The following is a 21,058-nucleotide window of genomic DNA, read 5'->3' as shown; positions in this document are numbered from 1 at the left end:
TTTCTTTTTTAGAAGGTGAAATAATTATTCTCCACCAACTTTACGTTTTGTTGTAGCAGGTTTTTTAACTGCAGTTGTTTTTGTAGCAACTGATTTTTTAGTAGCTATTTTTTTAGCAACTTTTGCTTCAACATCTGAAGATTTTTTAGCTTTAGCTTCTTTTTTAGCAACTTTTTTATCGTCAGAAACGATTTTTGCTTCTTGTTCATCACTTGGTAAGTAGTTAAGGTTGCTTCCTTCAACTAATTTAACCATTGCTTTTTTGTAACGGTTTGTAAACCCGTGGTAACGACCAATGTTTCTTGGTTGTTTATCAATTTTAATTGTGTTTACTGATTCAACTTTTACATTAAAAATTGTTTCAACAGCTTCTTTAATTTGGTATTTGTTTGCTGCATAGTCAACTTTAAATGTGAAAACTGGGTTTTTTTCGTTTGATCTTAATCTATCTGATTTTTCTGTAAGAATAGGTGATTTAATAACTTTTGTTAATTCCATAATTATCTACCTCTTTCTTTTAAGATTTCAAGACTTTCATTTGAAATAATCATAACATCTGCACCAATTAAGTTTTCAACAGTAACTGAGTTCGCTTTAACAGCATTAACATTTTGTAAGTTTAATGATGATTTAAATACAAATTCATTTTCTGTAACAACTAAAATGTGTTTTAAGTGATTTACTTTTAATTCTTCTAATTGTTTAACTAAAGCTTTTGTTTTAATTTCTTTTAATGATAAATCGTTTACTAAAACTGCTTTATCATTTGCTAATAATGTTAATGCAGATAAGAATGCTGCGTATTTAACTTTTTTATTAACTTTAAGTGAGTAATTTTTGTTAGCTTGTGGACCAAATGCTCTACCACCACCTACTCAAATAGGTGAACGCATTGAGCTATGACGTGCTCTACCTGTTCCTTTTTGTCTTCATGGTTTTTTACCACTACCTGAAACTTCAGCACGGTTTTTAACTTGGTGTGTACCTTGTCTTCTTGAAGCTCTTTCTGAAAGAATAGAGTCAAAGATTGCTTGTTCATAAATTTTTTCACTTGCAAATAAGTTTTGTGGTAAGTTTTTAGCTTCAAATGAAACTTTTTGTACTTTTGCTTCTTTTTGTACACTTACTTTAACTGATTTAACAGCTGCTGGTTTTTTAGCTGTAGTTGTTTTTGATGATGTAGAAGTAGTCTTTTTAGCTGTTGTAGATTTTGTAGTTGTTGATGTAGCTTTTTTAGCTGCTGGTTTTTTTGTTGCAGTTGCAGTAGAAGCAACTTTTTTCTTTGTTTCAGCCATTATTTATCTCCTTCAGCTTTTTCTTCTGCTTCTTTAATTAAAGCTTCAAGTTCTGATGAATGCATTCCAACTTTAACTTCAATTCCATATTTTTTAGCATGTTCAACTAATTCATTCATTTTTAAAACTTCAGCAATGTCAACAAGTTTAATTTGTTCACGGTTTGGTAACCCTTTAACAGCTTGTTTAATAACAACAAATGATTTTTTAGGACCAGGAATTGATCCTTTAATTAATAATAAATTGTTTTCTGAATCAACTTTAACAACTTCTAAGTTTTGAACTGTTGTTTTAACGTGTCCTAAGTGTCCAGGCATTGTCATACCTTTGAAAACTCTGTTACCTGAGATGTCCCCAAGTGATCCTGTTTGTCTTACCGGTTGTGATCCACCACCACCACCGTGTGATTTAGGTCCAATGTGTTGGTTGTGTCTTTTAATTGTTCCAGCAAATCCTTTACCTTTTGATGTTCCTGTAATGTCTACAAGTTCACCTGCTGCAAAAATGTCAGCTTTAATAATTTGTCCAAGTTCATAACCTGACATGTCACGAACTTCTTTTACGTAGCGCTTAGGTGTTGTATTAGCTTTTTTGAAATGACCTTTTTCTGGGTTGTTTGATCTGTTTTCTTTTTTATCAAATGATGCTAATTGTGTAGCAACGTAACCATTTTTATCATTTGTTAAAACTTTTGATACAACATTTGGTTGTACTTCTATTACAGTAACAGGTATTCTTGCACCTGTTTCGCTGTAAATTTGAGTCATACCAACTTTACGTCCTAAGATTCCTTTCATATTTTCTCCTTAAGATATTTTTTTATTTAACTTTGATTTGAATTCCTACACCAACTGGTAATTCAAGTCTTTCGATTTTATCTTTTGCTTTTGCAGAAGCATCAGTAATTACAACTAATCTTTGGTGTGTTCTGCTTTCAAATTGCTCACGTGATTTTTTGTTAACGTGAACAGATCTTAAAATAGTAATTTCATCTCTTTTTGTTGGTAATGGAATTGGTCCACTTACTTTTGCACCTTCTTCTTTGGCTGCTAAAAAGATTTTTTTAGCTGCTTGGTCAACAGTAACGTGGTCAAACCCTTTAACCTTGATGTTTAATTTACTCATTTGGGTTGTCTCCTTTGTTCTATTTTTTGAACATAACTCCCTATAAAAACTTAGCACGTCCTCAACAACATTTGGCGGGCTAACAACCTTATAGTTCACAGTTATAGTTGCTAATCTATTATAATTCAAAAAATAAAAAACGGAAATCATTTTTTTCCGTTTTATTTTCTAACAACTCCTTTTGGTGTATCAACTATAAAGCTTTCTTCTCAATTCAGTTTGATAACACTTCTTCAGGAACATATTCAAATGCTTTTTGAACGATTTCTTCTCCTTCAAGTAAAATCATTGTTGGGACTTTTAAAACTTTTCATTTTGTATCGGGATTTCTAAATAAGTTGGCTTCTTCAGCGTCCACGTTAATGAAACGAATCTCTGATTTGTCATTAAATTTATTTGCGATATTATCAAAAGTTCTTTTCATCATCTTACAATCACCACATCATTCAGTTGTAAAAGTAAGGAAAATTAAATCTTTATTTTTCTTAATTTCGTTTTCAGCATTTTTTCATGTCATTTTTTCAAACATTATAACTCCTAATCAAATGGCGCTAATTTATCAAGCCATTCTAAGTTTGGTTTTTCATTCTCTTTTTTAGACTCTGGTTTTTTATCTTCAACTTTTCCTTCATTATTAATTGAAGGTTGTTGTTCTTGATGCTTAACATTAAATTCTTTTTGAACTGCAACTTCTATATTATTTATATGTTCTTCAATAATAGGTTCTGGTTTCTTAATTTCTTGTTGTACTAAAATTGGTTGCTCAAATTCAGGAATATCAAGTTCAGCTGTCTCATAAAATAGTTTATCATCTATTTGGTGTGCTTCATCAACTTGATCATCAATATAGGTTTCTTCAAATATTTCAGGTGCTTGTTCAATTTGCTCGTTTGCTTTAAGTTTTAAGAATGATTCGATTGCTTTATCTAAGTTATTAATAGATAATGATTTAAGAACCTTTTTCCTTAAACTTCTAACTGTTTCATTTTTAAGCCTTAAATCTTTGTTTAAAGTTTCTAAAAATTCAAAGAATTCAAAAATCAATTCAGTTGATTCAGTCAATATAAATATAGATTTAGGTGATTTGATGTATGTCTTTTCATCAATGATTGATTTTTTGAATCATAATTTTCGTTTACCATTGATTTTGATAAATAATTTTGGTGCAAATAAAATTTTGATTGACGCTAATATTAAAATAATAATTAATAAGATTGGTGAAATGAATGATATAGAAAGATAGTATGTAATATTTGATAAAGTATCAAATAAAAATCCTACATTTCTAAAAACCGAATAGTTGTTAATTAAATTTAAGTTAATATCATTTGAGTCTTTATATAAATCATAAAATTGGTATCATCATCCTTTTGTAAATAAAACATCAAGGTTCGCGGTGTTAAAATCAAATGTGTTTAGTTCTGGATTAACAAAATGTAAAACAACGTGATAAAGTAATACTAAAGCAATAAATAACATTAAGGCAATTGAAGTAACTTTCTTTTTGAAAACTCATCAATAAACTTTATGTCTTCTTGTAGTTCAGTAAATGCTTTTTGATTCCATGTTTGAATTAATTATTCTTAATAATAAGATAATTGCAATGAATGGAATAAAGATTCATATTGCTCCACCAAAAGCAATACCAAATGAGAATATATAAAATATTTTAAAATTGTCTGCAACATTAGGTACTAAGTATGCAATTGCATTTGCAACCATAAATAAAAATAAAGTAATAAAGATACTATTTAAAATAATGTCTTTTTTATTTCATTTTCTTGATAAAGAAATTTTGTCATTTTTTTCAACATACTTAATATTTAATTTATTGTATATGTGTTTTAATTTCATAAGATTAAACCTGTGTAAGCGTTAAAGCAACCAATGGTTCTTTGCCTGTTGTTTTAAATATTTTCTTTCTAATTGATTTTCTAACTTTTTCATTTAGTTCAAACATTGATGAATATACTCTGCCTGAGATTAACTCAATGATTACAGACTTAATTAATTTATTCATTTCTTCTTGCTCATTGCCGTCAATTACACCAACATAGTTAATGTGTAATTTACCAATAATTTTTCTTTGCTTTGCATCATAAAGTGAATTAATGATAATTACACCTTCTCTGCCTAAAACTTCTCTTTCAGCAATAACTTCAGATGAAATGTCACCAACTCCAAAACCATCAACAATAACATCACCAACTTCTTTAATTTTTCCGCTGTGTGATATTTTATGACCATCTTGGAAATGAAGTATTTTACCATTTAATAAAACAATGCTTTGTGTTTCTTTTGAAAGATCATCACTTTCAATGTGATTGGCTGCATCAGTTAAATATCTATAAAGCCCTTGAGCCGGAACAAAGAAATTAGGTTTTAAATTCTTGATTAAATTTAAAATATCATCTTTGTATGGTCTACAGTAGAAATATTCATTATCTGCTACATCAATTAATTTTTTAGAAACTCTAGCAATTTCATCTAACGTAAAGGCGGCTTGTGATTCAAGTCCATTTACTGGGGGAGCTATCATGATAATGTTATCTGATGGAAGTAATTTTAAGTAAACATCTTCATCTGATGTAATTCTTAAAAATCTACTAAATAATCTTTCAATTGCTCCAGTTACTAAAACAACTGCGTTTTTATTTTTTGAAATTTGTTTGTAATCAATAATTTCTGGTAATTCTAATGGTTTATTAAGTTGATCTGCAAGCTTCTTTGTGATTTCTAAAAGATCTGCATAAGTTTTACCATATGTAACAACTGGTCTTTTGTGCTTAATTGCAAGTTTAAGAATTTTGTGTAATGAAACCATATCTTCACTATATGCACCAACAATAATTCTTTCATTGTTTTTGGCAGTTTCAAAAGTTTTAGTAATTGAGTCAGGAAGTTTATTCTTATCAATTGCTCTACCATTAAAGTTTGTTTTACCTGCATCAGATACTAATGCAACAACTTTTCTTTTGTTAAATAATTTTGGTAAATGTAAAAATCAAGTTCTTCCAAAAATATCTAAATCACCTTCAACAAAGTTAAACATAAAAACATAATCACCGGTTTTTGTAATAAAGTCAAATCCTATATTTCCTGGAACACTACCTGGTAATGAAATTGGTTGAACATAAATGTTACCAATTTTTTTTCTTTCATCTAAAACAATGATTTTATATGAATCTTTCTTGATTCCATATTTCGAAAGTCTTTCAAGAATAATTTCTTTACTAAGTTGTGAAGTATAGATTCTTAACCCGGGAACTTTCATAATTAATCACGGTAAAGCTGAAAAACTTTCGTTACGAATATCACTTATAAAAATACCTTTAATCTTATCCTTGTTTTTTTCTAAGTGTGTAAAGTCAGGTATTAAAGTATCAACACCGTTTTGTGAGTTAATTGGAACCTTAACCCCTGCGTTTATAACATATAAATCTTCTTCATGAGCAAAAACATATGAGTTCTTACCGTTTTCATCTTGTCCACCTAATGCAAAAATGCGAACATTTTCCATTCTTCCTCCTAAAATAATTATTTAATGACAAAAAGGTTTAATAAATATATTTATTAATTAAAATCATTATACCATTTTTTAGTTTCTTTTGATGTAAAAAATCACTAGCAAAATGCTAGTGATAATCTTATTCTACAAGTTCTAAAGTTATTGTAAATTCACCAATATGTGAATTATTTGATTTGATTGAATATGTAAAGTTATAATAGTTTTCTTTAAACTCTTTTTTAGTTCAATTTGTTACTCATAAAAGCTCAAATAACTTACCTTGGTGATCTAAATGAAATGTGAATTCATGTTCTTGCTGATACTTTAAATATATTGTTGAACTACTGTTGTGAATATTGATTTCATCTTCGCTTAGTTCAATCATACTCTTTAAGTTTGTATTTGGTTCATCAAATGCAAGAACTTTAAATTTTTCTTCATCATAAACGGTTACTGGAACTGTAAATTCAATGTTCTTTACATTATCATTTTGATTGATTTCTGATTTAAATTTTAGTTGCATTAGTATTGCTCCAATGATTTATCGACTTTCTCTTTTCCAAATAAAAAGATTGCTTTAGCAAGTTCTGGGCCATGTTCAAGTGATGTAGTAGCTTTTCTAATAGGCAAGAATAATTTTTTACCTTTCGCAGAAGTATTTTCAGATGTTTTATTAATGCATGCTTGAATATTTTCAACTGTAAATTCGTTTGCTTGATTTAATAGGTTCTTGAATTCGCTAACAACCTTTAATTCTTCTTCATTAAAATCAAATTTTTCAATGTTTGAATTTAAGTAAACATTAAGTTCATTTTTAAGTTCTGAAATTGTAGCAACACTTGATTTAAATGTATCTACAAATAAAGTTAATCATTTACTACTTTTATTGATGTTGCTTAAATTTAACTGTTCTAAAATTAGATTATTATCTAAGTTTTTGAAGTATTGTTTTGAGAATCAATTCATTTTTTGGATATCAAATTTTGAAGGGCTTTTACTTAGTCTATTTGGGTCAAATTTCTGAATAATTTCTTCTTTTGACATTAATTCAGAAGCATCTTCAGCTGTTCAACCTAATAAAGTTAAGAAGTTGAAAATTGCTTGAGGAATGTAACCTTCATTTTTGTAGTCTTCAATAAATTGTTTTAATGAAGTATCTCTTTTTGAAAGTTTTTTTCCTTCCATATTTGTGATGATAGTTAAGTGTCCAAATTGTGGAATTTCTCAACCTAAAGCATTATAAATAGCAAGTTGTTTTGGAGTGTTTCCGATATGTTCTTCTCCTCTTAAAATATGTGTTATTTCCATATCATAATCATCAATAACTACAGCAAAGTTATATGTTGGAAACCCATCTGATTTATAAATAACTCAGTCTGCAATTTCATCTGAATTAAATGAAATTTCACCTCTAACAATATCGTTTCATGAAAGTTCTTGATTTTTAGGCATTGAAAATCTAATTGAGTATTCGCCATTTGCATCTCTTCTAGATTTTTCCTCATCAGAAATTTTTAATCAATTTTTATCATATCTAAAGCTTGGAATCCCTTTTGCATCGCTTTCTTCTTTTTGCTTTTCAAGTTCTTCAGTGTTATCATAAGCTTTATAAGCAAAACCTTTAGCAATTAATTCATTAGCAATTGATAAGTATCTTTCAAGTTTTTCACTTTGTCTATATTTACCATGTTTAGGATTTGGTTTAAGCGGAGATTCATCAGGAATAATGCCTAATCAGGCAAGGTTATTAAGTTGAGATTCTTCACCACCTTCAACATTTCTTTTAACATCTGTGTCTTCTAGTCTAAAAACAAAATCTCCATTAAAGTGTTTAGCAAATAAGTAACTAAATAATGCAGTTCTTGCACCACCAATGTGTAAATATCCTGTTGGACTTGGTGCATAACGTGTTCTAATTTTTTTCATCTCTTTCTCCTAAAATGAGTTTTAAATTTATAAATAAATTTTACCCTAATTATGTGTAAATGTATACAAGTTTTCTTAACTAGTAAAATTCGAAATAAAAATGAGCCAAAGCTCACTTTTATTCAATTTCATTTGCAGAATAAATGAATGCTGGTTCTATTTTTTCTTCTTTTTCACTTCTTGTAAATCAGTTGTTTGGGTGGTATTTTTGAATTAAATATCAAATGTATCAAATTAAGTAACCAATCAACATTGTACCAACATAACTTGGTAATAAAATTGCGCTTGAAACACTGTATTTTGTACCAACAATTGGCGGAATTAAAGCTGTTAAAACGATAAATGCGATAAGTGAAATCGCTAATACGTATAGAATTTTTTCTCAAATTGGTACAACGAATGTTTTATCTTTTCTTGATAAATATAAAATTGTTGACATTGTTAGTAAGTATTGCATCAAGAACACTATATTACCTGCATTTAAAACTGCACCAAATTGGTCTTCAATACCTAAAAAGTAAGGAATGGTTGTAAAAATTAACATTGATGAAATCGAGAAAATTGCAACAAAAATAATTGCGTTTCTATATTCTCCTGTTTTCTTAGATTTTTTAGCAAAAATTCCAGGGATAAATCCATCTTGCGCTAAAGGAACAACTGTTCTTGCATAGTAAATTAATGAACTGAGTGATGAACCAACTCTATTAAAGAATGTTCCAACTGTAAACATAATTACACCTGTAAGACCCATTCCGACTCTAAATATTCTTGCAAAGTTTACTGAACTACTTCCTTCGCCATTTAATACTGCTTTATCTAAACCTAAATAAACCATGTAAAACACGAAGTAGAATGTTAAAACAACACCAAAAATAATCATTAAAATCTTTTTGAATCTTTTTGTTTCTACATCAGCAGAAATACCCGCTAAACCTTCACCACCAGCAAATGCATAAATGAATGAAAGTACTGAAGTAACTATAATACTAATATCAATTGTTGGGTTTTTTTCGAAGTTAGCCCCAAATTGGAAACTTGAAAATGAGTAATATGCAACTATGCTTAAACCAATTGCAATTGTTAATCATTTAATAATTGCAGTAAAGAAAATAAATCATTTTGAAGTTCTTATACCAAAGGAACTAATTACAGTTAATAAAACAAAGAATGCGATTGCGGAGAATTGATAAATTGTTTTATGTCCTGAATCAAATTCACCAAGTAAACCGATAAAAAATAATGGTGTTGTAGCTGAAAACAATGGTACCTGTGCAAATTGGTTTCAACCTTGTAAAAATAAAATTAATCTGCTTTTTAAATCATCACCTGGAAAGGCTTTTTTTGCATATGCATAAGTCCCACCAACTTCCTTACCGTAGTTTTGGCTTCCTCTTGCAAAAGCAAGCATAACTGACATTGAGATAAATGCTGTTAAAACGAAAATTAAAATACCTCATAGTCCTTTGCTTACAACGCTAGAAATAGTTGCTATAAAACCAAATCCAATAATGTAATTTAATCCATAAAATAAAAATTGTTTTTCTGTAAATTTGTTTTTCATATAAATCCTTATAAAACTTAATAAATTATAGTATGTTTATTATTTTTTAAAAAATAAAAAAAGTTTAATTTTTTTACTATTTTTGAGTAAAAAAGCACTTTTTTAATGGTGTAAAAAAATAAGCAAATGGTAACTTTTGTGTATTTGTTTTATTTTTTTCAATCATATTTTGTGTTTTTTGTTAGAAAAATGGCTTTTATTCTTTTTCTTCTAATGAAACTAATTCAATAGTTTCTGCATCTTTTATATCAACTACTTTATCATATCCTAGAGTTTTAATATTTTCTAATTTTAATAGTAAACTTTGTTTGTAAAACTTCTCCTCGAATGCTTTTTCAATTTTTCTAATTGAATTTTTTTGAATGTTATTTGAATATTTTTCTAGGTTAGGTATCCTTGAATTTAAAAGCTCAAAGTTATTTCTAATATTATTTTTAATATAAATAAAGATCTAATTATATATTTGGTGTAAAAAATACATAAGAGGCTATCTTATGTATTAAATTTATTAAACTAATTGATCGAAAACGTCATCACCAGTTTCTTTTACAATTTCAGCACCAAAGTTTCTTGCAATAATATTTCCTAATGTACCAAGACCTTCAAAGTTTGGTAAAACTTTTGGGCTCTTAAATGATTTTGAAAAGATTGTTGCTGGTAAGAATTCCCTAGTATGGTTGAAGCCTGGATATAATGGGTCATTACCATGGTCAGATGTCATAATTAATAAGTCATCTTCTCTCATAGCATTAATAAGTTTACCGATTTTATCATCAAGGTTTGCAATATTTTGAGCGTATCCTCTTACATTTCTTCTGTGACCATAATGAGAGTCAAATTGAACTAAGTTTGTGAAGATTAATTGGTTTTCTCCATCTTTTGTTGCTAAGTCAATTGTGATATCCATTCCATGAGCATCACCTTCACTTGGGTAGTGAGTTGAAATACCTTGACCAACAAAAATATCATTAATTTTACCGATTGAAATAACTTCAACACCTTTTTCTTGTAAACGATTTAAAATTAATTCATCTGGTTTATTTGCGTAATCGTGACGGTTGAAAGTTCTTGTAAAGTTTCCAAAATCACCAACATATGGTCTAGCAATAATACGACCTACGTTTCATTCTGGACGTGATGAACAAATTTCTCTTGCTGCTTTAGCATATCTATAAAGGTTATCTAATCCTGTTCATTCTTCATGAGCACAAATTTGTAATACTGAGTCATTTGAAGTATAAACAATAATTGCTCCTCTTTCTTTTTCTTCGTGCGCTAATTCATTAATAATATCTGTACCTGAAGATGATTTATTACCAACAATTGGTCTTCCATCTCAAGCTTTTGAAAGTTCATTAATTAAGTCTTCTGGGAAACCATTTTCTGTAAATGTAGGAAATGGAACAAGTGTTTTAATACCCATCATTTCTCAGTGTCCCGCTAATGTATCTTTAGCATTTGAGACCTCTTGAACTTTAGCCATGTAAGCTAATGGTTTAGAAACATGATAGTTACCATTTAAATCTGTAATATTACCAATTCCTAATTTTTTTCAATTATCAATTTTAAATTCTTCAACCATTGAAGCTGATCTAATTGTATTTGCACCTGCATCACCAAAAGCTTTTTGATCTCGATCAGGCCCAATTCCAAGACCGTCAGTTACGATCATGAATACTCTTCTAAATTTTGGCATAAAATACTCCTTTTATTTTACTTTTAAGTTATATAACTTAATATTAGCACTTTTCTAATTAAATGAAAAGAAATAACAAAAATTTCACAAAAAACAACCACAATTTTAGTGGTTGCTTTGTTTTATAAGTATAGTTGAATTTTCTTTTTAATATTTTGTAACATTTCTGACTGTTTGTGATTTGATAAAAGTTGTTTTCTACAGTTTAATTTATTGTTTAAATAAGTCATTTCATCACTTGTTAAAAATCTTTTAAGATTATCTAATGTTAAGTTATTTTTAACATCAATATTTGCTCTTGCAATTTTTTGACTTAGTGAAGCTAAATTTGTTTTATTATAGCTTACTGTTGACTCAAATGAGTATTGAGTATTGTACATTTTGTTAAACCTATTAAGCAAATTAAGTTTAATTGTTTGTCAAAAGTAAGACTTAAAGTTCCCGTATGGTTGACTTAAGGAATTTGGATCTATTACAAGATCTCAAAAACATATTAATAACTGGTTTTTAATTTCATCATATTCAATATTATTTTTAGTATATAACCAATGTAGTTTTCTAGACATTATATTAATATCTTTGGCATACATTGTTTGAAATCTATTGATTAATCTAGTTTCAGAAATTGTTTCTAAATTTGATAATTCAAGAAAATTAATAATATTTTGATTTAAGGTACTAACCTTAATTTTTATCCTTTTCATATTTTGCTAAGTAATCAAAAAGTATAATTCCAGTCGCTACTGAAACATTTAATGATTGCACTGATCCTCTTTGATTAATATAAACTTTTGTATCACTAACTGATAATACACTTTTTGATACACCATCCCCTTCATTTCCGACTACAATAACAGTTGGGTCATTGTAATTAACTTTTGTGTGTGGAACAGCTTGTTCATCTAGTGCTGTAGCATAAATTCAATATCCGGCTTTTTTTAATTTTGTTATTGTTGCAGATAAACTATTTACTCTATAAAAATTCATTCCGACAAAACCACCTGAAGAAACCTTTAATGAAGTAGAGTTGATTGAGGCTGAATGCTCTTTTGGAAAAATGATATGTTTAACTCCTGAAGCATTCGCCGTTCTTAAAATAGCTCCTAAATTATGTGGGTCTTGAATTTTATCAAGAACTAAAACAATATTTGGTTTATTTTTGATTAAATATTCAATATCTCTATATGCCAATTCTTCAATTAAGGCGACAAATCCTTGGTGGTTGTCATTTGTTAATTTATTTAAGAATGCATTATCCTTAACTTCTACTAACACTTTCTTGTTATCGAACATTTTCATGTTTTCTTTATTACTAATTAAAATCTTCTTAATTTTGATATCGCTGTTGTATGCATCAATAACTGAATTTTTTCCACACACTAATAATTCTTTCATATAACTAGCTCCTATTTTTCATAATATTAGTAAACTTTAAACAAGGTCATTTTCAAGCAAAATTGTTCTTAATTTGTCAGCTTCTTGATAATTTTTACCTTTCAACAAGTCTTGTCATTCATGATAAATTGGAACAAATTTATCATAATCAAATTGCTTGAAATTAAATCCTAATGAGTCAAGAATATTTATTAATAAATTAATGCTTAAAGGGTTTTTTGAAACATTAATTTCTTTAATAAGTTCATTTAACTTCTTATTAAAGTTTGAAAATCTAAGTCCATAGATTTCGGTCATGAAACTTTTAAATTCACTTTCATTATATTGATTTTTATCGTCGTTTGATAGTGAACTAAAAAAGTAAATTTTCTTAATTTTTTTGAATAGTAAATTTATGTTATTTAATAAATTCTCATCAAAATTAATAATTGATGTAATTGAATTTAATAAAAAAGCCATTCTCAAATGATCTGTTGAATATTTAGCGATAAAGTCTCTTGCTAAGAAAACATTGTTTAATGATTTAGACATTTTTTCATTGTTTAAATTTATTTGTCCTGTCCTTAATCATTTTTTAGTAATCGGTTTACCTGTTATACTAAAATATTGAATGTTTTCGTTTTCATGATGAGGAAAGGTTAAATCCATTCCTCCACCATGTAAATCTAATCCTTCATCACCAAAATGTTTATGTATCATAGCAACACATTCTGTATGTCATCCTGGTCTTCCCAAACCCAATGAAGAATCATATTTGATACCAACTTCAGTTTCTTTTCATAAAGCGAAATCTGCTGCATTTTGCTTTTCAAACTCTTGATCTTCATAATTCATATTTTCAAGTTTTTGACCTGAAACCAAACCATAATTTGCAACATTTTTTTGAACATTAAATCATACATTACCATTAATTTGGTAAGCATCACCTTTTTGTTTCATCTGATTAATTAAAGCATCAATTTCACCTAAATTTTCAGTCACATATTCTATATTCGAAATAGTGTCTACATTAAATTTTTTTAATAAATCTAAATAATCATTTGCATATTTTGAAGCGACTACTTTTTCGCTAGTACCTTCTTTTAAAGCTTGATTAATTATTTTGTCATCAATGTCTGTAATATTGTGAATAAACTTGAATTCAATACCTAGCTTTCTTGCTGCTTTAAGCATTAAATCATAAGTTAAAATAGGTCTTAAATTACCGATATGAACAAAATTGTAGACTGTTGGGCCACAAACATAAATTTTTAGCATATTTATATTATAAATATTTTTTATTTTTTATAAAATTAATATAAATAATCAATACAGAATACCTATTAAATCTTAATAAAAACGAAAGGTTAATTATGACATTAAAGCAAAAAATTAAACAAATTTTAAGTAATTCTATTGCTAAACTTAATCAAGAAAACTTTTTTGATTCAGAAGTTGATTTAGAGAATTTAAATTTCTTAATCACTGAACCCAATGTGCCTGAAAGCAGTAATCTAAATCAAATTAATTATGACTTTTCTACTAACTTAGCATTTGTTCTTAAAAAGTTCAAAAAAGCAGCACCATTAGAAATTGCAAATAAAGTAAAAGAAGTTTTAGAATCTGATAAAAATCTTGAATATGTAAGTGTTACTGCGCCTGGATTCATTAATATTGTTGTAAATAAAACTTTATACTCAGAAGTTATTAAAAACATTATTGATCAAGACAAATCTTATGGTTCAAACTTTGTTGATTCAAAAAAAATTAATGTTGAATTTGTTTCGGCTAACCCAACAGGATTTTTACATGTTGGTCATGTTAGAGGTGCAGTGTTCGGAGATTCTTTAGTGAGAATTTTAAGACATGCAGGTCACAAAGTTGAAGCAGAATATTATGTTAATGATGCTGGTAATCAAATTAATATTTTAGCTGAATCAATTATTGTTAGATATAAAGAATTATTCGGCATCTCTACGCAAATGCCTGAAGATTCTTATAGAGGAACAGATATTATTTGAGCAGCTGAACAAATTAAAGAAAAATATGGCGACTTCTTTTTACATGATTACGAAACTAAAATCGATAAACTTAAAGAAGTTGCAACTGAAATTTTATTAAACAAAATTAAATCAGATTTATCTAAAATTAATGTTTTCTTTGATACATTTTCAAGTGAAAAAAAACTTACAGAAAATAACTTAATTAAGCCTGTTTTAGAAAAACTTTCAAAAAATACATATACAAAAGATGGTGCATTATTTTTAGAAACAACTAAATTTGGAGATGATAAAGATAGGGTTTTAATTAAGAGTGATGGATTTTATACATACTTAACACCAGATATTGCTTACCATGAAACAAAACTTCAAAAATGTGATTATTTAGTAAATATTTGGGGAGCAGATCACTCAGGTTATGTTGATAGAATGAGAATCGCCATTGAATCATTAGGTTATGATCCAAAAAATCTTGAATTTTTAATTATTCAATTAGTTAGATTAATTAAAAATGGCGAAGAATTCAAGATGTCTAAAAGAGCTGGTACAAGCGTTACATTAGCAGACTTACTTGATAACACTTCATCTGATGCGATTAGATTTATGATGTTAACAAGAGAAATCAATACAAAATACGATTTTGATATTGATGAAGCTAACTCAAAAGATGCAAATAACCCAGTATTTAATGTTCAATATTCATATGCGAGAACAGTTTCATTACTGAAAAACTTAAAACCTTACAAAATTGATTTTGAAGCAAATATTACCGAAAAAGCTAAGAAAATCATCTTATTACTTGACGAATTTCCTGAATTAATTAGAACAATTATTAATACTTCAAAAGTTAATTTATTAAGTCAATATTTACTTAACTTATCAAACTTGTTCAATAGTTTTTATGCTGAGACAAAATTAATAGGTCATGAATATGAAGAACACTACAGTTCATTAGTTTTAGCTGTTCAAGTAGTCTTTAAAGTTGCATTAGATTTAATTGGCGTAAATGCGCCTGAAACAATGTAATTATTTATTTAAAATAATCTTAGTCATGTTTATAACATGACTTTTTTATTTTTTCTTTTGTAGTACAACATGACTATTCCAGTTTTTGAGTTTAAAAAAATGGTTTTTAATATATAATTATTAAAAATTACAATCATCTGGAAGGTTAGGTGTAATATGAAAAATACTACAATGCTAGAAGTTGCTAGCCAAGTAATTTTAAGTGAACCAAATAGAAACTTTACTTTTGACGAAATCTTTGAAATTGTTGAAAATGAGTTAAAAGAAATTTGAATGAAAAGATTTTTAATCACAGATCCTAATGAAACATATGAAAAAATTAGAGAAAAAAGAATTGGTGAATTATACCGTTTATTAACTGTTGATAAAAAATTCTTTAGAAATGAAGATGGAACTTGAAGTTCAAGACACAAAAATTTTAATTAAAGGAGTTTGAAATGGCATTAGTTAATGCAAAAGAAATTTTAAAAAGAGCTAAACAAGGGAAATATGCTATCCCTCACATTAACATCAATAACTTAGAATGAGCAAAAGCTGCTTTATTAACAGCAGAAAAAGAAAAATCACCAATCATCATAGCAACAAGTGAAGGTGCAGTTAAATACATGGGTGGTTTTAACGTTGTAAGTGGAATGGTTTTAGGTTTAATTAATGACTTAAACATCACAGTTCCAGTTGCTTTACATTTAGACCATGGATCATATGAAGGTGCTAAAAAAGCTATTGAAACAGATGGATATACATCATTAATGTTTGATGGATCACACTTCCCATTTGAAGAAAACTACACAAAAACAAGAGAATTAGTTGAATTAGCTAAATCTAAAAATATGTCATTCGAAGCTGAAGTTGGTACAATCGGTGGTGAAGAAGATGGTATTGTTGGTAACGGAGAATTTGCAGATCCAGAAGAAGCAAGAAAAATCTCACAATTAGGAATCGATGTTTTAGCAGCAGGTATTGGAAACATTCATGGTCCATACCCAGCTTCATGAGAATCATTAAACTTTGATAAATTACAAGAAATTTCTGCAGCAGCAGGTATTGGAATTGTTTTACATGGTGGAAGTGGTATTCCAACAGAACAAATTAAAAAAGCTATTAGTTTAGGTGTTACAAAAATTAACGTTAACACAGAATTACAACAAGCTAACCACAAAGCCTTAAGAGAATACATTTTAAGTGGTAAAGACTTAGAAGGCAAAAACTTTGACCCACGTAAACTTTACAAACCAGGATTTGAAGCAATGTGTGAAACTGTTAAAGAAAAAATTCATGAATTTGGTTCAAACAACAAAGCATAATTAATCATAATTAAAGGCACCTTTTGGTGCTTTTTTTGTTCACATTTTTATTAACTATATCATTAAAATATATGAAATGATTAATCCTAACATTATTGTTATTTATCTCTATACCTTCAATTTCTTGTTCATTTACATTCAATGAACAAAACACCAAAATGCAAGTGTTAAAAGTTCTTGATGGTGATACTATAGTTCTTAAAAATGAGAATAACAAGGCAGAAACTATACGGTTTTATGGTATTGATACACCAGAAACATTGAAGAAAAATGTTAATGAAAACGAATTAGCAAAGTATGAAAATATCCATGCAAATATAGCAAAAAATTATGTAATAATGAGATTAAAAGACAATTCTAATATGATTTATCTAAAGCGAATAACAAGTGATCAGTATAATAGAACCGTTGCAATACTTTACCTCAACAATAAAAATCCTTCCCTAAATGAAGAGTTAATTGCGCAAGGATTTGCAAGAGTTGCATTCATACAATCTCATTCGCCAAATAAAATGTTTTACACCAAAACACAAGAAATGTACAACTTTCATAAAACTTTAATACAGCAACAAGAAAGTGCCAAAATAAAACAGTTAGGAATTTGAAAGTTCAAACTAAGCGATATATATCATAAGTTAGATCAAAACTAAAAATTGAGTTTTGTGATATAATTTATTACATATATAAATATATGTAATAAAAAAGGAGATAAGAATGTCAGAAAAGCAACAAAATTATGATGCTTCTAATATTACCTATTTAGAAGGTCTTGCTCACGTTAGAAAACGTCCTGGAATGTATATTGGTAGTACTTCAAAAACTGGTTTACACCACATGGTTTGAGAAATTGTGGATAACTCAGTTGATGAATGTATGGCTGGTTTTGCTAACAAAATTAACATTACAATCACAAAAGATAATGAAATCATCGTCGAAGATAATGGTAGAGGTATTCCTGTTGGTACACACCCTACTTTTGGAATTAGTGCTTTAGAGGTTGTTTTAACAAAGTTAAACGCTGGTGGTAAGTTCGAATCTAATGCTTATAAAGTTAGTGGTGGATTACACGGGGTTGGAGCCAGTGTTGTTAATGCTTTAAGTACTTCGATGAAAGCTTGAGTAAAAAGAGATGGTAATGTTTATTTCGCAGAATTCGCTGATGGTGGTGTAACTAAACAACATACAAAAATTATTGATACTTATTCTGAAGGTGGAACAGGTACTAAAATTCAATTTAAACCAGATTACACAATTATGGAAAAACTTCCTTTTGATAAAGAGTTAATTGCTGATCACGCTAAACAAATTGCTTATTTAAATAAAGGTTTATTTGTAAGTGTTACAGATGAAAGAGACAACACATATCAAGAATTCAAGTACGAAAATGGTATTGTTGATTATGTAACAGAATTAAATAGAGGATCAACACCATTAACAAGCATTTTATATGCAAGTGGTGATTATACATACAAACATGAAATCACAGGTAAAGATGTAGTTATTGGTGTAGAAGTTGCTTCTCAATATCTTTCTGATTTTTATAGATCAAACTTAATAACATATACAAATAACATCTCAACACATGAAGGTGGATCTCACCTAACAGGATACTATGATGCATTAATGAGATTAGTTAATAACTATGCAATTGAAAAAGGTTTTATTAAATCTGAAGCCGATAAATTCATTAGAGATGACTTAGTTGAAGGTCTTGTTGCAGTTATTTCTATTAAACACCCAGACCCTCAGTTCGAAGGTCAAACCAAAGGTAAGTTAGGTTCTAAAGATGCTCGTAAAGCAGTTAATGAAGTTTACTCATCAATCTTTGAAAGATTCTTAAATGAAAATCCAGACTTAGCTAAAAAGATTATTGAAAAAGCTATTTCAGCAAGAAGAAGTAGAATTGCTTCTAATGCAGCTAGAGATAATGAAAGAAAGAAAATTCCATTTGAAAGTGGAACAATGCCTGGTAAACTTGCGCCTTGTTCGTCTAAAAATGCTGAAATTTGTGAACTATTTATAGTCGAGGGGCAATCAGCTGGTGGTTCAGCTAAAATGGGTAGAGATAAGGTTTTTCAAGCCATTTTACCACTTAAAGGTAAAATTCTTAACACTGAAAGAGCTAAAAGAGATAAGATCTTTATGAATGAAGAAATTATGTCATTAATAAACGCTATGGGTGCCGGAATCGATAGTACTTTTAACATCAATAAACTTAGATACCATAAAATTATTATTATGACTGACGCTGACGTTGATGGTGCTCACATTAGAACATTATTATTAACATTCTTCTATAGATATTTTAAACCTTTAATTGAATATGGATTTATTTATATCGCTCAACCTCCTTTATATAAAATTCAACAAAATAAATCAGTGTTTTATGCATTCAACGATAAAGAAAAAGAAGAAATATTAGCTTCATTAAATAGTTCTACAAAAATAACAATTCAACGTTATAAAGGACTTGGAGAAATGGATGCACAACAATTAAAAGAAACAACAATGTTACCTGAGAAAAGAAAAATGCTACAAGTTCAAATTGAAGATGCATATAGAGCAGATAGAATATTTGAAACATTAATGGGCGAAAACGTTGAACCCAGAAAAGAATTCATTTCACAAAACGCTAAATACGTTAAAAATATTGATTTATAATAATAAAAAAACTTATAGCTTCATGTTATAAGTTTTTTTATTGCGTTTATATAATGATGGTCTAATAAATCATAACAATCTTCAAAGTGTATAAAAAATAGAAGCAAATAATGCCTCTATTTTTTTATATTATCCGAAGTAAGCGATAGCTAAAACAATAACTAATGCTAATAAAATGATGTATGCTAAACCATATAAAATGATTGATCAGAATGTGTAAATTCATGAATTTTCATCTTTAACTTTAACAACTTCTTTTGAAGATGATGATGCAACAACTTGTGCATCTGCAATTGATTCAAACACTAAAAAGTGTGAATCTTTAGAAGGTGAAGCAAATACTGAGTATTTATAATCTTTTTCAGCAACGAATCCGATGTGTTTTCCTTCATATGCTACGTATGAAATAACTTGAGCTAATCTAATGTTTTCTTTTGAGTCTCTGTAGTAAACAAATTTTGCAGGGATGTATTCTACATCTTTTGAACCTTTAACAACTTTTGAAAGTTTTTCTACTGAAACTGCTAATGATTTAGAAACTAATTTTAATAAGTGTTTTGCATCTTTATCTGTTAATGATTTTGATAATGATTTTTCTAATACTAAAACTCTATCTAATTCAACTTTAATTTCGTTAAAGTCTTTTTCTGAAGTAATAACTTCTTTTTCGTATGAGTTAGCTACTTTTTCTAATTTTTTAGCGTATAAAGCTAATGATTCTAATTGTTTGTTTAAAACTAAATCATTAATGTAAGCATATTTCTTGCTTTCAACTGGTTGAGCTTTTGCTCCTTTGCTTTCAACAAAAACTTCTTTAATAACTTCTTTTTCAATGTAGACAGGAACTTCTTTAATAACTTCCTTAATAACTTCAACTTTTTCTACAACTTTTTTCTCTTCTTTTGAGTTTTTACTTTCAGCAACAGCTTTTTCAGCAGCTTTAGTTTGTGTTACTGATTCAGCAACAATTTTCTTTCTTAAAGCTTCGATTTCTTTTAATAAAGCTTCTTTGTCAGCGTTACTGTCTTGTAATTTAAGTTTTAATTCTTCGATTTCTTTTGTGAATTTTCCGTTTGAGTCTTTTAATAATTCATCTAATTCATTAACTTCTTGTGTTAATTTTTCAATTTGAATATCTTTTGATGATTTCTTTCTCTCAACTACATAATCGTCATCTGCCGGGAAGTATGTTCTGTGGTCTCTTAAAATTTTGAAATCTTTTAATTGATCAACATATTTATCAGCTAATTTTTGATCTCTTAATCCTGTTTTTGGTGAAACATAGATTTCTTCTAATGCTTCTGCATAGTTAACTTTTCCATCGAATCTTTCAACGTCTAAGTCAAATTCAAATACTGAATCACTATTTTTTTCTGAGATTAATAATCCACCAAAGATTTTTTTGCTTGTTTGGAATCATGTTGCACAATCATAATCTAATGATAAGAATCAGTTTAAAGCATCTTTACGTGTTTTGAAAAGAGCTAAAGCTGAGTCAACTTTTGGGTGTTTTAAAGCTCAAGGGTAGTTTTTGTCTAAACTTGGTTTATATAAACATAATAAACGTTTCATAAATGTCCTT

At 28.2% G+C, this 21,058-nt stretch carries 20 protein-coding genes; 5 read left to right on the top strand and 15 right to left on the bottom strand.

The genetic code is table 4. The features are described 5' to 3' along the window. Positions 1 to 24 precede the first annotated feature (24 nt). The 14 genes from rplW to D2846_RS00635 all read right to left on the bottom strand — a co-directional run bounded on the left by rplW (position 25) and on the right by D2846_RS00635 (position 13,763). Positions 25 to 498: a 50S ribosomal protein L23 gene (gene rplW, locus D2846_RS00700; protein ID WP_117275014.1), complete on the bottom strand. Its 474-nt coding sequence runs from the start codon at positions 496 to 498 to the stop codon at positions 25 to 27. Between the two features lie 2 nt (positions 499 to 500). Continuing rightward, positions 501 to 1,295, bottom strand: a complete 795-nt coding sequence (rplD, locus tag D2846_RS00695) for a 50S ribosomal protein L4 (RefSeq protein WP_117275013.1) — start codon at positions 1,293 to 1,295, stop codon at positions 501 to 503. Then, on the bottom strand, positions 1,295 to 2,092 hold the full coding sequence (gene rplC / locus D2846_RS00690; RefSeq protein ID WP_117275012.1) for a 50S ribosomal protein L3: 798 nt from the start codon (positions 2,090 to 2,092) through the stop codon (positions 1,295 to 1,297). Before rplC ends, rplD begins: the two co-directional genes overlap by 1 nt. 22 nt (positions 2,093 to 2,114) lie before the next feature. Then, positions 2,115 to 2,420, bottom strand: coding sequence for a 30S ribosomal protein S10 (rpsJ, locus tag D2846_RS00685; protein ID WP_117275011.1), 306 nt, complete (start codon positions 2,418 to 2,420; stop codon positions 2,115 to 2,117). A gap of 193 nt (positions 2,421 to 2,613) precedes the next feature. Further along, positions 2,614 to 2,949: a thioredoxin family protein gene (locus D2846_RS00680; protein ID WP_117275010.1), complete on the bottom strand. Its 336-nt coding sequence runs from the start codon at positions 2,947 to 2,949 to the stop codon at positions 2,614 to 2,616. A gap of 8 nt (positions 2,950 to 2,957) precedes the next feature. Next, the gene (locus D2846_RS00675; RefSeq protein WP_117275009.1) at positions 2,958 to 4,274 is read right to left on the bottom strand and encodes a hypothetical protein; all 1,317 of its coding nucleotides are present in this window, start codon (positions 4,272 to 4,274) and stop codon (positions 2,958 to 2,960) included. Positions 4,275 to 4,278: 4 nt separating this feature from the next. Then, complete coding sequence (locus tag D2846_RS00670) at positions 4,279 to 5,940, bottom strand: ribonuclease J (RefSeq protein WP_117275008.1); 1,662 nt, start codon at positions 5,938 to 5,940, stop codon at positions 4,279 to 4,281. Positions 5,941 to 6,067: 127 nt separating this feature from the next. After that, positions 6,068 to 6,451, bottom strand: a complete 384-nt coding sequence (locus D2846_RS00665; protein ID WP_117275007.1) for a DUF1934 family protein — start codon at positions 6,449 to 6,451, stop codon at positions 6,068 to 6,070. After that, positions 6,451 to 7,854: a glutamate--tRNA ligase gene (gene gltX, locus D2846_RS00660; protein ID WP_117275006.1), complete on the bottom strand. Its 1,404-nt coding sequence runs from the start codon at positions 7,852 to 7,854 to the stop codon at positions 6,451 to 6,453. The genes D2846_RS00665 and gltX overlap by 1 nt, the downstream gene beginning before the upstream one ends. 118 nt (positions 7,855 to 7,972) lie before the next feature. Continuing rightward, the gene (locus D2846_RS00655; protein WP_117275005.1) at positions 7,973 to 9,415 is read right to left on the bottom strand and encodes an APC family permease; all 1,443 of its coding nucleotides are present in this window, start codon (positions 9,413 to 9,415) and stop codon (positions 7,973 to 7,975) included. Positions 9,416 to 9,923: 508 nt separating this feature from the next. Continuing rightward, positions 9,924 to 11,111, bottom strand: a complete 1,188-nt coding sequence (locus D2846_RS00650; protein WP_117275004.1) for a phosphopentomutase — start codon at positions 11,109 to 11,111, stop codon at positions 9,924 to 9,926. Positions 11,112 to 11,233: 122 nt separating this feature from the next. After that, complete coding sequence (locus tag D2846_RS00645) at positions 11,234 to 11,815, bottom strand: hypothetical protein (RefSeq protein ID WP_117275003.1); 582 nt, start codon at positions 11,813 to 11,815, stop codon at positions 11,234 to 11,236. Then, on the bottom strand, positions 11,796 to 12,506 hold the full coding sequence (rlmB, locus tag D2846_RS00640; protein WP_117275002.1) for a 23S rRNA (guanosine(2251)-2'-O)-methyltransferase RlmB: 711 nt from the start codon (positions 12,504 to 12,506) through the stop codon (positions 11,796 to 11,798). The genes D2846_RS00645 and rlmB overlap by 20 nt, the downstream gene beginning before the upstream one ends. Before the next feature lie 36 nt (positions 12,507 to 12,542). Next, complete coding sequence (locus D2846_RS00635; RefSeq protein WP_117275001.1) at positions 12,543 to 13,763, bottom strand: class I tRNA ligase family protein; 1,221 nt, start codon at positions 13,761 to 13,763, stop codon at positions 12,543 to 12,545. 95 nt (positions 13,764 to 13,858) lie between these two features. Here D2846_RS00635 and argS point away from each other — a divergent pair, with 95 nt between their 5' ends. The 5 genes from argS to D2846_RS00610 all read left to right on the top strand — a co-directional run bounded on the left by argS (position 13,859) and on the right by D2846_RS00610 (position 19,476). Continuing rightward, positions 13,859 to 15,511, top strand: a complete 1,653-nt coding sequence (gene argS, locus D2846_RS00630) for an arginine--tRNA ligase (protein WP_117275000.1) — start codon at positions 13,859 to 13,861, stop codon at positions 15,509 to 15,511. Positions 15,512 to 15,667: 156 nt separating this feature from the next. After that, a complete protein-coding gene (gene rpoE / locus D2846_RS00625; protein ID WP_117274999.1) occupies positions 15,668 to 15,937 on the top strand; it encodes a DNA-directed RNA polymerase subunit delta in 270 nt (89 codons plus the stop codon). A gap of 11 nt (positions 15,938 to 15,948) precedes the next feature. After that, positions 15,949 to 16,815: a class II fructose-1,6-bisphosphate aldolase gene (fba, locus tag D2846_RS00620; protein WP_117274998.1), complete on the top strand. Its 867-nt coding sequence runs from the start codon at positions 15,949 to 15,951 to the stop codon at positions 16,813 to 16,815. Positions 16,816 to 16,886: 71 nt separating this feature from the next. Then, entirely contained in the window at positions 16,887 to 17,465 is a 579-nt protein-coding gene (locus D2846_RS00615; RefSeq protein ID WP_145960838.1) for a thermonuclease family protein, read from the top strand. Between the two features lie 64 nt (positions 17,466 to 17,529). Continuing rightward, positions 17,530 to 19,476, top strand: a complete 1,947-nt coding sequence (locus D2846_RS00610; protein WP_117274996.1) for a DNA topoisomerase subunit B — start codon at positions 17,530 to 17,532, stop codon at positions 19,474 to 19,476. Between the two features lie 129 nt (positions 19,477 to 19,605). Here the strand turns inward: D2846_RS00610 and D2846_RS00605 are convergent, their stop codons facing one another. Continuing rightward, positions 19,606 to 21,048, bottom strand: a complete 1,443-nt coding sequence (locus D2846_RS00605) for an MAG3090 family protein (RefSeq protein WP_117274995.1) — start codon at positions 21,046 to 21,048, stop codon at positions 19,606 to 19,608. Positions 21,049 to 21,058 lie beyond the last annotated feature (10 nt).

The sequence above is a fragment of the Mycoplasmopsis edwardii genome, from assembly GCF_900476105.1.
In the GTDB taxonomy this organism is placed as follows: Bacteria; Bacillota_I; Bacilli_A; order Mycoplasmatales; family Metamycoplasmataceae; genus Mycoplasmopsis; species Mycoplasmopsis edwardii.
The sequence above is the reverse complement of the archived record's forward strand: the minus strand, read 5'-3'. Positions and strand labels throughout refer to the sequence as shown.